Here is a 14,476-nt window from a genome sequence, read left to right on the forward strand (position 1 = left end):
CCCGGGAGCGTCAGCGGCACAAAACTGAACAAACATGAACCATTCACAACGGATCGTCCGGCACGTACCTGCCGGTGAAGGGATTGATAACTGTGGCTACAGTTACTTTTGATAACGCTACGCGTCTGTACCCGGGCACAGATAAGCCCGCCGTCGATAAGCTCAACATCGACATCGCCGATGGCGAATTCCTGGTCCTCGTTGGACCCTCCGGTTGCGGCAAGTCCACCTCCCTGCGCATGCTCGCAGGCCTTGAGGACGTCAACGCCGGCCGGATCCTGATCGGTGACCGCGACGTCACCGATGTTCCCCCGAAGGACCGCGACATCGCGATGGTCTTCCAGAACTACGCGCTGTACCCGCACATGACTGTGGCCGACAACATGGGCTTCGCCCTGAAGATCGCAGGTGTTTCCAAGGAAGAGCGCGCCGAGCGCGTTCGCGAAGCCGCCAAGCTCCTTGACCTTGAGCAGTACCTGGACCGCAAGCCGAAGGCACTCTCCGGCGGCCAGCGCCAGCGCGTCGCCATGGGCCGCGCCATCGTGCGTAACCCCCAGGTCTTCCTCATGGATGAGCCGCTGTCCAACCTTGACGCCAAGCTCCGCGTGCAGACCCGTACGCAGATCGCATCCCTGACCCGCCGCCTCGGCGTCACCACCGTCTACGTGACGCACGACCAGGTCGAGGCCATGACCATGGGCGACCGCGTTGCCGTGCTGAAGGATGGCCTGCTGCAGCAGGTTGACACGCCGCGCAACCTGTACGACCGTCCCAAGAACGTCTTCGTTGCCGGCTTCATCGGCTCCCCCGCCATGAACCTGCTGGAACTCCCCGTGGTGGACGGCGGCGTGCAGTTCGGCGGCACCGTTTACCCCGTGCCGCGCGACGTCCTCGAGGAAGCACACGGCTCCACCGTTACCCTTGGAAGCCGGCCGGAAGACCTCGAGACCGCGCCGCAGGGTGAAGGCCTGAAGGTTGAGGTCGACGTCGTCGAAGAGCTCGGCGCCGACGCCTACGTTTACGGCCACACCACGCTTGACGGCAAGGACCATGACATCGTGGCACGCGTCGACGGCCGCCGCCCCCCGATGAAGGGCGAGGTCATCTACGTCCGTCCTCAGTCGGGCCACGTGCACCTGTTCGACACCAAGACCGGCCTGCGCCTCGGCGACTGATTCCCAGCAAAAGCCAAACCGACGGCGGCCCGCACCTTTACGCAATGGTGCGGGCCGCCGTCGGCCTTTAACTGCGGCCCAGGAGAATTTAGCGGGCCGCCCGATGTACGGAAGAATTGAGCCATGACCGAGGAATACAGCGCCCAGTGGCACGACGAACCCACCGACTACGGGCAGATCGGGAAGCTGCCGCGGTTTGTGGCCGCCAGTGCTGACGACGGCAAGGCAGCCTCGGTCTCCAGCTCGCTGAACATCACGGCGGCGGCCGCGGACCCCGAGCTCCTGGACCTGCCGTGGCACATTGCCCTGGAAGACTGGCCCGCAGAGAACCTGGCCGCACTGCCGCGCGGCATCTCCCGCCACATCGTGCGCTTCGCCCATCTTGGCGGCTCCGTCATCGCCATCAAGGAGACGTCGGAGCACGTGGCCCGGCACGAGTACCACATGCTCCGCAAGCTGGCCCGGCTGGATGTCCCCTGCGTGGAGCCGGTGGCCGTGATTACCGGCCGCACCACCCTGGACGGGCGTCCGCTGAACCCGGTGCTGGTCACCCGGCACCTGAAGTTCTCCATGCCGTACCGCGCCCTGTTCTCCCAAATGCTCCGCAAGGACACGCTGACGCGCCTTATCGACGCCCAGGCGCTGCTGCTGGTGCGCCTCCACCTCATCGGCTTCTACTGGGGCGACGTGTCCCTTTCCAATACGCTGTTCAGGCGCGACGCCGGAGCATTTGCCGCCTACCTGGTGGACGCGGAGACCGGCGAGCTGTACCCGGACCTGTCCACGGGCCAGCGTGAATATGACCTCGAGATCGCACGGGTGAACATTGCGGGCGAGCTGATGGACCTGCTCGACGGCGGGCTGATCGAGGAAAAAGTGGACCCGGTGGCCACCAGCGAGCTGATCATGGACAGCTACCGCCGCCTGTGGCAGGAGCTTACCGAAAAGGAGTCCTTCGAACTGGGTGAGCGCTGGCGGGTCAGCGCCCGGATCCGCCGGCTCAACGAACTCGGCTTCGACGTCGAGGAATACGCCATCAAGACCACCCAGAACGGCACCACCATCCAGCTGCAGCCCAAGGTGGTGGACGCGGGGCACCACCAGCGGCGGTTGCTGAGGCTTACGGGCATCGACGCCCAGGAGAACCAGGCCCGCCGCCTCCTCAATGACATGGATTCGTTCCGCGCAGACAACAACCCGGGCATGGACGAGGAATACAGCGCCCACCTCTGGGTCAGCCAGATCTTCGAGCCGATCGTCAGGTCCATTCCGCGGGACCTTTCCGGCAAGCTCGAACCCGCTGAAGTGGTGCACGAAGTCCTGGAACACCGCTGGTACATGTCCGAAAAGCAGGAACGGCACATCCCGCTGGCGGAGGCCGTGCAGTCCTACATCGACTCAATCCTGCGGCACCGCCGGGACGAGGCCGCCATCATGCTGAACCCGGATACGGAGCTGTTGAAGATCCTCGAAGTGGAGACCGAGGAGTCGCGCTACGGCGAAGACGAGTCAATCGACGAGTACCCCGACTCGGACGACTGAACCGCACGCCAAACGCTAGATAGCCTTCCCGGGGTTGAGGATGCCCGCAGGATCAAACAGTTCCTTGATCCTGCGCTGGAGTTCCCGGACCGGCTCCGCCTGCTCCTGGCCCAGCCAGCGCAATTTGTACTGGCCAACTCCGTGCTCGCCCGTAATCGTCCCGCCCATTTCGAGCGCGGCTGTGATGGACTCGTCCAGGACCCGTTGCAGCCGTTCCATGGCGCCGGCGTCCACACTGTTGCCCGTGCGGTCGATCCAGAAGGTGGGGTGCAGGTTTCCGTCGCCGGCATGGGCCACCACCTTGAGGTGTACGGCGTGGTCCACGGCCATCGCTTCCAGGGCGGCAACGTAATCCACCAGCCGGGAACGGGGCACGGCGACGTCCTCGCCCACGCGGTATTCGTCGTCGACCTCCACTCCCCTGCTGTGCCGGCGAAGCTCCACCAACCGCTCCGCCTCGGCGCTGGCCTCGGTGGTGACAGCTGCGCCCCCGGCCCGGAGGACGTCCCGCACTACCTGGGCCTCCGCGGCTGCACCGAACCCGTCTGTCTGGATCAGGAGCAGTGACCGGCCCCGGGCGGTGAGGTCAGAGCCGTGGATGTCATCGAGTTGGGCCAGCGTACCGCCATCCAGCAATTCCATGATGGCGGGCTGCACCCGTGCTTTGCCGACGGCCAGGACACCCGCGGCAGCCTGCCGGAAGTCCGGGTAGAACGCCGCGACCGTGTGAACCTCCTGCGGCAGGTACTTCAAGCGGACCGTGACCCCGACGACGATGCCGAGCGTGCCCTCGGACCCCACGAACAGGCTGGTGAGGTCGTACCCGGCCACGCCCTTGAACGTCTGGTGGCCGGTATGGATGAGCGACCCATCAGCCAGCACCACGTCGAGCGCGAGGACCGAGTCCCTGGTGACCCCGTATTTCGCACACCGCAGCCCGCCGGCGTTCGTGGCAACGTTCCCGCCGATGGTGGAGCTGCGGAAGCTGGCTGGATCCGGCGCGTACATCAGCCCATGCATGGCGGCAGCCTCATTGAGGGCTGCGTTCACCACGCCGGGCTCCACCGCTGCCGTTTCGTCATCCGGACTGAGGGCGAGGATGCGGTCCATGCGCTCCAAGGAAAGAATGATGCAGTTCTCCGTGGCATGGGCCCCGCCGGAGACTCCCGTCCCCGCGCCGCGGGCCACGAGGGCAACACTGCTGCCAGCGCAGGCGCGGACGACGGCCTGGACGTCTGCCACGGATTCCGGGAAGACCACGGCCAACGGCAGCTGAAAGTCGATGATGGGGGCCTGGTCCACGGCGTACCTGCGGAGCGCGGCCTCGCCCGCCTCTATCTGCCCGGGCGCAAGGATGGCTTCCAGCTCATCTACTATGCTTCCCACGAAGCCTCCGTCCCTCGTAGCGCGTGTTCCCCCCAGTCTAGGCCGGGCTGAGACGGGGGCCTGGCCCTATGCGCCCGGGGTGCCTGCAGCGCCCATGAAACGAGCGTACCGCGCAAGGATCCCCGGCCAGTCGCTGGCATACTTCGCCCTGGTGGCGGCAGGATCTTCGGCACCTTCCCACCCCTCATGGAAGACCCGGACCTCGGTGCCGTCCGCAACGGCACGGAAGGCGACGAGGAGTTCAGTGGACCACAGCGCGGTGGTGCCGGGATGCCACGTGGCATGGAATGACAATGGCGGCTGCCAGTCATCAAGGGTTCCCCAAATGGTGGTCCGGCCGTCGTCGGCTGTCTCCAGGATGAGGTTCTCCTCGAATTCCACGTAGGAGCCTGCACCGTAGACGCCGTGCGATTCCAGGGGCCACCACAGGTGCGTGTGGTCCGTAAAGCCCGCGAAGGCATGGCCAACGCTTCCCGGAACTATCACCGTGTTCACCACGGGGCCCAGTGCCTCGGGGGCCGATTCGTCGTCGTTCCCGGTGGGTTCCTGCGCGTGGCTGAAGAGGCTGTCCATGGTGCCCAACTTTACCGTCTGCGTGGCCTCCCACGCCGCGGCCCTTGGCTGCGGGTAGCCGGCGCGCTGGTGGTTGTAACCCGGGGGTTAAATGCAGCAGGGCCCTGACGTTGTTGTCAGGGCCCTGCTTGAATGTATGTCCGGCGGTGACCTACTCTCCCACACCCTCCCGGGTGCAGTACCATCGGCGCTGTGGGTCTTAGCTTCCGGGTTCGGAATGGGACCGGGCGTTTCCCCCACGCTATGACCGCCGTAACCTTGTTACCCGTCCGCCCGGGGTGTCCCGGGGGGTGGGAAGTGTTGTGGTTACAACATGCTGTCCTGCCCGTGTGAGGGCAGGGTGGTGTTGTTATTCAGTTGGTGTTCCCTGCAACAAATGGTTTGTTGTTCGGGAACCACATAGTGGACGCAAGCAGTCTTGTTATCTTTTTACCAACCCTGGTGTGGAACCGCTTTTGAACCGGTTTCACGGGTGTGGTGTGTGGTGTAAGTTATCGGCCTATTAGTACCGGTCAGCTTCACGAGTCGTTAGTCCTCGCTTCCACATCCGGCCTATCAACCCAGTGGTCTGGCTGGGGGCCTCTCACACACGAGGTGTATGGAAATCTCATCTTGAAGCGAGCTTCCCGCTTAGATGCTTTCAGCGGTTATCCCATCCGAACGTAGCTAATCAGCGGTGCACTTGGCAGTACAACTGACACACCAGAGGTTCGTCCGTCCCGGTCCTCTCGTACTAAGGACAGCCCTTCTCAAATTTCCTGCGCGCGCAGCGGATAGGGACCGAACTGTCTCACGACGTTCTAAACCCAGCTCGCGTACCGCTTTAATGGGCGAACAGCCCAACCCTTGGGACCTACTCCAGCCCCAGGATGCGACGAGCCGACATCGAGGTGCCAAACCATGCCGTCGATATGGACTCTTGGGCAAGATCAGCCTGTTATCCCCGAGGTACCTTTTATCCGTTGAGCGACGGCCATTCCACAATGTACCGCCGGATCACTAGTCCCGACTTTCGTCCCTGCTCGAGATGTCTCTCTCACAGTCAAGCTCCCTTGTGCACTTACACTCGACACCTGATTGCCAACCAGGCTGAGGGAACCTTTGGGCGCCTCCGTTACTTTTTAGGAGGCAACCGCCCCAGTTAAACTACCCATCAGGCACTGTCCCTGACCCGGATTACGGGCCGAAGTTAGATGTCCAAAGTGACCAGAGTGGTATTTCAACGATGACTCCACCCGAACTGGCGTCCGGGCTTCAACGTCTCCCACCTATCCTACACAAGCCACTCCGAACACCAATACCAAACTATAGTAAAGGTCTCGGGGTCTTTCCGTCCTGCTGCGCGTAACGAGCATCTTTACTCGTACTGCAATTTCGCCGAGTTTATGGTTGAGACAGCGGGGAAGTCGTTACTCCATTCGTGCAGGTCGGAACTTACCCGACAAGGAATTTCGCTACCTTAGGATGGTTATAGTTACCACCGCCGTTTACTGGGGCTTAAATTCTCAGCTTCGCCTTGCGGCTAACCGGTCCTCTTAACCTTCCAGCACCGGGCAGGAGTCAGTCCGTATACATCGTCTTGCGACTTCGCACGGACCTGTGTTTTTAGTAAACAGTCGCTTCCCCCTGGTCTCTGCGGCCCCGATCCCCTCCCACCAGCAAGTGGTGTTCAAGGTTGGGGCCCCCCTTCTCCCGAAGTTACGGGGGCATTTTGCCGAGTTCCTTAACCATAATTCTCTCGATCGCCTTAGTATTCTCTACCTGATCACCTGTGTCGGTTTGGGGTACGGGCGGCTAAAACCTCGCGTCGATGCTTTTCTCGGCAGCATAGGATCACCGAATCCCCCCAAACGGGGGTCCCATCAGATCTCAGGCATCATGAACAGCGGATTTGCCTACCGTTCGCCCTACATCCTTAGACCGGGACAACCATCGCCCGGCTCGGCTACCTTCCTGCGTCACACCTGTTAATACGCTTGCCTCCCAGGATCAGGTCCTGCGCTCCACCAAAACCCTTCACCCACAAGGGGTGTCAGGCAGGTCTCGGGCAGTTAGTATCCCCTGTTCAGCATGGGCGGTTTTTCGCCGGTACGGGAATATCAACCCGTTGTCCATCGACTACGCCTGTCGGCCTCGCCTTAGGTCCCGACTTACCCAGGGCAGATTAGCTTGACCCTGGAACCCTTGATCATTCGGCGGACGGGTTTCTCACCCGTCTTTCGCTACTCATGCCTGCATTCTCACTCGTGTAGGCTCCACCGCTGGTTTACACCGCGACTTCACCGCCCACACGACGCTCCCCTACCCATCCAAACGCCTGAACCACAAGGGCTTAGCTAATATTTGAATGCCACAACTTCGGCGGTGTACTTGAGCCCCGCTACATTGTCGGCGCGGAATCACTTGACCAGTGAGCTATTACGCACTCTTTTAAGGATGGCTGCTTCTAAGCCAACCTCCTGGTTGTCTTCGCAACTCCACATCCTTTCCCACTTAGCACACGCTTAGGGGCCTTAGTTGGTGGTCTGGGCTGTTTCCCTCTCGACTATGAAGCTTATCCCCCACAGTCTCACTGCTGCGCTCTCACTTACCGGCATTCGGAGTTTGGCTGACGTCAGTAACCTTGTAGGGCCCATTAGCCATCCAGTAGCTCTACCTCCAGCAAGAAACACGCAACGCTGCACCTAAATGCATTTCGGGGAGAACCAGCTATCACGAAGTTTGATTGGCCTTTCACCCCTACCCACAGCTCATCCCCTCCATTTTCAACTGAAGTGGGTTCGGTCCTCCACGACGTCTTACCGTCGCTTCAACCTGGCCATGGGTAGATCACTTCGCTTCGGGTCTAGATCACGCCACTGCAACGCCCTATTCAGACTCGCTTTCGCTACGGCTGCCCCACACGGGTTAACCTCGCGACGTAACACTAACTCGCAGGCTCATTCTTCAAAAGGCACGCCGTCACCAGAATCAGACTGGCTCCGACGGATTGTAAGCACACGGTTTCAGGTACTGTTTCACTCCCCTCCCGGGGTACTTTTCACCTTTCCCTCACGGTACTGGTCCGCTATCGGTCATTAGGGAGTATTTAGGCTTATCAGGTGGTCCTGACAGATTCGCACGGGATTTCTCGGGCCCCGTACTACTTGGGATACTCTCACAGGCGGTACACAACATTACGGTTACGGGGCTAACACCCTCTCTGGCCGGCCTTTCAAGACCGTTCACCTATGCCTGCACATCACACCCCACCAGCCCGGCAGAACTGGTATGGAAAGTCCCACAACCCCGACCATGCAACGCCCGCCGGCTATCACACATGGAACGGTTTAGCCTGATCCGCGTTCGCTCGCCACTACTAACGGAATCACTATTGTTTTCTCTTCCTGCGGGTACTGAGATGTTTCACTTCCCCGCGTTCCCTCCACGCACCCTATGTGTTCAGATGCGGGTCACCGAGTCACTCGCGCGCTCGGCGGGGTTTCCCCATTCGGACACCCTGGGATCACAGTCCGGTTATCGACTCCCCCAGGCTTATCGCAGATTCCTACGTCCTTCTTCGGCTCCTAATGCCAAGGCATCCACCGTGTGCTCTTAAAAACTTGACCACAAAAGATCAAAAACGCTAATTTTCGAGAGAACCACGAAAACCACTGCACCATCCCGAAAGACAGCACAACAGATCCAGGTTCATATTCTTGGAAATTGCTTCTTATAAAAGATGCTCGCGTCCACTATGTAGTTCTCAAACAACAACCCCAAACCACACACCCCACACACACAACATGCATGATCGGTGCAGCCAGGAAACCAGAAACAAACAAACCCGCAACCCCGCCCCGCAAAACGGGACGGAACCACGGCCCTGTTGCCTCAGGACCCAACAGTGTGCCAAACACGAAACCACCCGCACCCACCAGCACCCTTCCAGGAACCCCCGCAAAGAGGAACCGTACTAAGCACCGGAAAGAACCGGCAGCCGCTATTCGTTGATATTCCACCCTTGAGCACCCGCCGCAGAACTTGCGTCTGCGCAACGGGCTGTACTCCTGACAAACCCCCGCACCGCATACACGGCACGAACAATCTGTAGGTGCTCCTTAGAAAGGAGGTGATCCAGCCGCACCTTCCGGTACGGCTACCTTGTTACGACTTAGTCCCAATCGCCAGTCCCACCTTCGACAGCTCCCTCCCACAAGGGGTTAGGCCACCGGCTTCGGGTGTTACCAACTTTCGTGACTTGACGGGCGGTGTGTACAAGGCCCGGGAACGTATTCACCGCAGCGTTGCTGATCTGCGATTACTAGCGACTCCGACTTCATGGGGTCGAGTTGCAGACCCCAATCCGAACTGAGACCGGCTTTTTGGGATTAGCTCCACCTCACAGTATCGCAACCCTTTGTACCGGCCATTGTAGCATGCGTGAAGCCCAAGACATAAGGGGCATGATGATTTGACGTCGTCCCCACCTTCCTCCGAGTTGACCCCGGCAGTCTCCTATGAGTCCCCACCATCACGTGCTGGCAACATAGAACGAGGGTTGCGCTCGTTGCGGGACTTAACCCAACATCTCACGACACGAGCTGACGACAACCATGCACCACCTGTAAACCGACCGCAAGCGGGGCACCTGTCTCCAGGTATTACCGGTTCATGTCAAGCCTTGGTAAGGTTCTTCGCGTTGCATCGAATTAATCCGCATGCTCCGCCGCTTGTGCGGGCCCCCGTCAATTCCTTTGAGTTTTAGCCTTGCGGCCGTACTCCCCAGGCGGGGCACTTAATGCGTTAGCTACGGCGCGGAAAACGTGGAATGTCCCCCACACCTAGTGCCCAACGTTTACGGCATGGACTACCAGGGTATCTAATCCTGTTCGCTCCCCATGCTTTCGCTCCTCAGCGTCAGTTAATGCCCAGAGACCTGCCTTCGCCATCGGTGTTCCTCCTGATATCTGCGCATTTCACCGCTACACCAGGAATTCCAGTCTCCCCTACATCACTCTAGTCTGCCCGTACCCACCGCAGATCCGGAGTTGAGCCCCGGACTTTCACGGCAGACGCGACAAACCGCCTACGAGCTCTTTACGCCCAATAATTCCGGATAACGCTTGCGCCCTACGTATTACCGCGGCTGCTGGCACGTAGTTAGCCGGCGCTTCTTCTGCAGGTACCGTCACTTTCGCTTCTTCCCTACTGAAAGAGGTTTACAACCCGAAGGCCGTCATCCCTCACGCGGCGTCGCTGCATCAGGCTTGCGCCCATTGTGCAATATTCCCCACTGCTGCCTCCCGTAGGAGTCTGGGCCGTGTCTCAGTCCCAGTGTGGCCGGTCACCCTCTCAGGCCGGCTACCCGTCGTCGCCTTGGTAAGCCATTACCTCACCAACAAGCTGATAGGCCGCGAGTCCATCCAAAACCACAAAAAGCTTTCCACCCCCCACCATGCGATGAGGAGTCATATCCGGTATTAGACCCAGTTTCCCAGGCTTATCCCAGAGTTAAGGGCAGGTTACTCACGTGTTACTCACCCGTTCGCCACTAATCCCCCCACAAGTGAGGTTCATCGTTCGACTTGCATGTGTTAAGCACGCCGCCAGCGTTCATCCTGAGCCAGGATCAAACTCTCCGTTGAAGTAAAACAGACACAACCCCCAGCCCCGGGAAAACGGGACAAAAAGGCTGCACAAAATTTGAAACCAGCTGTAAAAACCAGACCACCCACAGGGGCGGATGACCCGGTCAATTCAACCAATCACTAAAACAATTGGTATCAACAAACTTGGCACACTATTGAGTTCTCAAACAACAGACACACCCGGCACCACCACCAGCAAAAAACCACCGTGGATCGCTCCGGAGCAACTTTTCAAACTTACCCGCTGGCTTCTCACTTGTCAAACCGGCGTCCGCGACTCTCTTCAGCCAAAAGCTTGAGTGTCGGTTTTTCCGTCTGACTCCGTGGAGCAGCGCGGAAATAAACTCTACCACCACTTTTTCCAGATCGCCAACCGGGCCGCGGGGGCCTTCCTGGCCCCGCGCTGGAGACAGGAAAAGGCCCGGAATCACACGGATTCCGGGCCTTCCCCGCTCATCGGGGACCGGCTGCTAGCCGGCCGCCGGAGCTCCCGGCTTGAAGTAGGCGGCCCCCAGCGGCGGGAGGGTGACGCTCAGCGTTGCCGGCTGGCCGTCCTGTCCCTGGTCCGTTGCCTTCAGCGCACCGGAATTGAGGACACCGGATCCGCCGTAAGTGGTGGCGTCCGTGTTCAGCACTTCGGTCCATGCACCGGCCTCCGGCACCCCCAGGGTGTAGCCGACGTGCGGCGATCCGGAGAAGTTGATGGCGCAAACCAGCGGGTTGTTCTCCTTGTCCCAACGGATGAAGGACAGGACGTTCCGGTCCGCGTCTCCCCCGTTGATCCACTGGAAGCCCCCGGGCTCGTTGTCCCTGGTGTACAGCGCCGGCGTGGAACTGTAGAGCTCGTTGAGGTCCTTGGTGAGCAGTTGCACGCCGTTGTGTGCGGGGATGTCGGCAAGCCACCAGTCGAGCCCATGCTGTTCGGACCATTCCGCTTCCTGGCCAAACTCGGTGCCCATGAAGATCAGCTGCTTGCCGGGGTGCGCCCACTGGTAGGCGAGGAAAGCGCGCAGGTTTGCGAGCTGCTGCCAGCGGTCGCCAGGCATTTTGCGGAGCATGGAGCCCTTGCCGTGGACTACCTCATCATGGCTGATGGGAAGCAGGAAGTTTTCCGTAAAGGCGTAGACCATGGAAAACGTGACGGTGCCGTGGTGCCACTTGCGGTTGATCGGCTCCTCGGAAATGTACTTGAGCGAATCGTGCATCCATCCCATGTTCCACTTCAGGCCGAAGCCGAGGCCGCCATGGCTGGTGGGAGCGGTGACGCCCGGAAACGCGGTGGACTCTTCGGCGATCATCACAGCGCCCGGGTGCGTCTTGTACACCGTGGCGTTGACTTCCTGGAGGAAGGAAATCGCTTCCAGGTTTTCCCTGCCGCCGAACCTGTTGGGCTGCCACTGCCCGTCCTGCCGCGAGTAGTCGAGGTAGAGCATGGAAGCCACGGCGTCCACGCGCAGGCCGTCAATGTGGAATTCGTCCAGCCAGTACAAGGCGTTGGCCACCAGGAAGTTCCGGACTTCGGTTCGGCCGAAGTCGAAGATCAGGGTGCCCCAGTCAGGGTGCTCGCCCAGGTTCGGGTCTGCGTGCTCGTACAGGGGCTCGCCGTCGAACTGCGCAAGCGCCCAGGCGTCCTTGGGGAAGTGGGCCGGGACCCAGTCCAGCAGCACGCCGATCCCCGCCTGGTGGAGGGTGTCCACCAGGTAGCGGAACTCATCCGGATGGCCGAAACGGGAGGTGGGGGCGAAGTAGGAGGTGACCTGGTAGCCCCAGGACCCGCCGAAGGGGTGCTCTGCCACGGGCATGAACTCCACATGCGTGAATCCGAGCCACTTGACGTAGTCAACCAGTTCCTTGGCGAGCTCCCGGTAGCTGAGGCCCAGGCGCCAGGAACCGAGGTGCACCTCGTAGACGCTCATCGCCGAGTTGTGGGGATCCCGCTGGGCGCGCGCCTCCATCCATTCGTCGTCCTTGAAGGCGTACGAAGGCTCAACCACCCGGGAAGCGGTCAGCGGGGGCACTTCGGTACCGAAAGCCAGGGGGTCTGCCTTCTCCACCCAGTGGCCGGCCTTGGTCCTGATTTCGAATTTGTAGCACGCCCCTGCCAAAACGCCCGGCACAAAGAGTTCCCATACCCCCGAGGAGCCCAGCGAACGGAGGGAGTTCTCGCGGCCGTCCCAGGCGTTGAAGTCACCCTTGACGCGGACCGCCTGCGCGTTGGGTGCCCAGACGGCAAACGAAACACCGTCTACGTCCCCCATGGCGGACTTGTAGTGCTGGACGTGGGCGCCGAGCACCTCCCAGAGCTTTTCGTGCCGGCCCTCACCGATAAGGTGCAGGTCCACTTCGCCCACGGTGGGCAGGTAGCGGTAGGGCTCGTCCATGGTGACCGGTTCGGCACCCGGGTAGGTGACCGACAGCCTGTAGTCGGGGACGTGCCCGTGCTGCAGCGGTTCAAGGACTGCCACCCAAACGCCATGGGCTTCATGTTCCATCGGCACTTCGCCCGTCGGCGTAATCACGGTCACTGCTTCCGCGAGGTGCTTCACCGTACGGATAGTCACGTGGCCGTAATCGTCAAGGTGCGCGCCCAGGACAGAGTGGGGTGCATGGTGTTCACCGTTCGCAATCTTGCCCAGGGTGCCCTCGTCCACATGGAGCGGCGCTCCCGGCCGGTCAGTTCGTGCTGAGCCTGTCATTTCGTTACCTTCCGATGCTGCGCCGGCGTGATCGCCGGCGCCGTTACCGCCCAGGAGCCGCCGGGAGGCGTTCACGGGGATCGCCAACCAGTCGGGCCTGTTACGCAATTCATAAACTACTTCGTACAGTGCCTTGTCCAGCCACAATGCCACAAAGAGGGGCGACTCCCTGTCCACGGTCCCGGGCGTCACCGCCGCGTACCCTGCCAGGAAGGCCTCCGCGCAGTCGTCAACCCAGTTGGTCGGGACCTGCGCCCCTTCCTGTTCGCGCTGGGCTGCTCCGGCCGCGTAATCGAAAGACCGCAGCATTCCGACGACGTCCCTCAGGGGAACGTCCGGGACGTTGCGTTCTGCGACGGGCCGCAGCGGTTCGCCTTCAAAATCGAGGATGGCCCACCGCGCAGGGCTTCCCGCGTGCCCCGGGACCTGAAGGATCTGGCCCAGGTGGAGGTCCCCGTGGATGCGCTGCAGCGGGCCGGCCGGTGCGTGGTCCAACTGGTCGAGCAGTGCGGTCAGGGCGTCGTCGTAAGGGCCGACGGCGCTTCCGGCTTCCGCCCATGCCTGGCGGACGCGCTGGGCTACTGCGGGAGCGATGACCTGGCCCGGCTGGCGCTCCGCTGACTGGCCCAGCGCTTCGGCCAGCCGCTGGTGGACGGTGGCGGTGGCCGCACCGAGCGCGCGGGCTTCTGCCGTGAAGTCAGTGCCGGACCGGGCGGCGTCAACGGCCAGCAGCCATGCGTCCCGGCCGCCCGCCAGGAACTCGTGCGCCACAGCCAGTTCGCCCTGGACATACCGCGGGCCCGCGCCGTTGGCTGCCGCTCCGTTTGCCGCCTGGGCCAGCCATTCGCCGCGCACCCAGCCAAGGGTGGCGGGAACTTCCAACGTGCCGGCAGCCGTCAGGGCAGCACCCACTTCAACTTCCGGATTGGTGCCGTCGGACAGCACCCGGAACACCTTCAGGATGGCGGCAGACTCGCCGTCGTCCACAATGACTGAACTGTTGGATTGCTCACCTGACAGCACCTTCACAACGCCGCGGCTGGTGGGCAGCCGCCGCTCCCCCTCGACCCGGAAGCCGGCCGCGGCTCCGTTCGGCGCCTTTTCCCTGTTCCGGATGAGCTCCAGCAAGCTGCCCACGAAGTCGGGATCGTGGACGGCGTCATAGACCCAGGTCCGGGATGGATCCATGCCGGCGGCCTGCCCCACAAGGGCACGTTCCATTCCGGCAGCCGGCGCCTGCCGGAAACTCAAGGGAACCTGGACAACGGCCGTCCGCCTGCCGCCGTCGGGCGTCTTCGTGGTGACGCTCAGGAGGAAGACGGCCAGCCCGGCGTGGCCCGAGGGATCCTCAAGCCCCAGGCTGCCGGCCTGGGACATCTCGAAGTCGGGTGTCTTGACCGGGAACCAGCGCTGCCGTGGCAGCCATTCCTGGAGGAGGGCAGTGAGGGCGGGGGTGAGGATTGGCTGGTTCATA

The 14,476-nt window shown here is 61.6% G+C and carries 5 protein-coding genes and 3 rRNA genes; 2 read left to right on the plus strand and 6 right to left on the minus strand.

Going from position 1 to position 14,476, the window contains the following annotated elements; genetic code table 11:
- Window positions 1–92: 92 nt before the first annotated feature.
- Window positions 93–1,175 (plus strand): ABC transporter ATP-binding protein, encoded by a 1,083-nt coding sequence (locus GK109_RS06125; protein ID WP_018762103.1) that lies wholly within the window; start codon window positions 93–95, stop codon window positions 1,173–1,175.
- Between the two features lie 123 nt (window positions 1,176–1,298).
- Window positions 1,299–2,717, plus strand: a complete 1,419-nt coding sequence (locus tag GK109_RS06130; protein ID WP_157239094.1) for a DUF4032 domain-containing protein — start codon at window positions 1,299–1,301, stop codon at window positions 2,715–2,717.
- Window positions 2,718–2,732: 15 nt separating this feature from the next.
- Here the strand turns inward: GK109_RS06130 and GK109_RS06135 are convergent, their stop codons facing one another.
- From GK109_RS06135 to GK109_RS06160, 6 genes are all read right to left on the minus strand, one after another.
- Window positions 2,733–4,103, minus strand: coding sequence for an FAD-binding oxidoreductase (locus tag GK109_RS06135; protein WP_370460434.1), 1,371 nt, complete (start codon window positions 4,101–4,103; stop codon window positions 2,733–2,735).
- 66 nt (window positions 4,104–4,169) lie between these two features.
- Window positions 4,170–4,676, minus strand: coding sequence for a hypothetical protein (locus tag GK109_RS06140; RefSeq protein WP_157239097.1), 507 nt, complete (start codon window positions 4,674–4,676; stop codon window positions 4,170–4,172).
- A 138-nt stretch (window positions 4,677–4,814) separates the two neighbouring features.
- Window positions 4,815–4,931: ribosomal RNA gene (gene rrf, locus GK109_RS06145) — 5S ribosomal RNA — on the minus strand.
- A 226-nt stretch (window positions 4,932–5,157) separates the two neighbouring features.
- A 23S ribosomal RNA gene (locus GK109_RS06150) occupies window positions 5,158–8,284 on the minus strand.
- Between the two features lie 496 nt (window positions 8,285–8,780).
- A 16S ribosomal RNA gene (locus tag GK109_RS06155) occupies window positions 8,781–10,303 on the minus strand.
- The 16S, 23S and 5S rRNA genes sit together here, the layout of an rRNA operon.
- Window positions 10,304–10,776: 473 nt before the next feature.
- Window positions 10,777–14,475, minus strand: coding sequence for a 1,4-alpha-glucan branching enzyme (locus GK109_RS06160; protein ID WP_157239099.1), 3,699 nt, complete (start codon window positions 14,473–14,475; stop codon window positions 10,777–10,779).
- Window position 14,476: the final 1 nt, after the last annotated feature.

The organism is Pseudarthrobacter sp. GA104 (assembly GCF_009741265.1).
Classification (GTDB): Bacteria; Actinomycetota; Actinomycetes; order Actinomycetales; family Micrococcaceae; genus Arthrobacter.

Bases quoted from the DNA above. Each gene is read 5' to 3' on its own strand.
- GK109_RS06130 (WP_157239094.1), top strand. From the start codon at position 1,299: ATGACCGAGGAATACAGCGCCCAGTGGCACGACGAACCCACCGACTAC.
- GK109_RS06140 (WP_157239097.1), bottom strand. From the start codon at position 4,676: ATGGACAGCCTCTTCAGCCACGCGCAGGAACCCACCGGGAACGACGAC.
- GK109_RS06160 (WP_157239099.1), bottom strand. From the start codon at position 14,475: ATGAACCAGCCAATCCTCACCCCCGCCCTCACTGCCCTCCTCCAGGAA.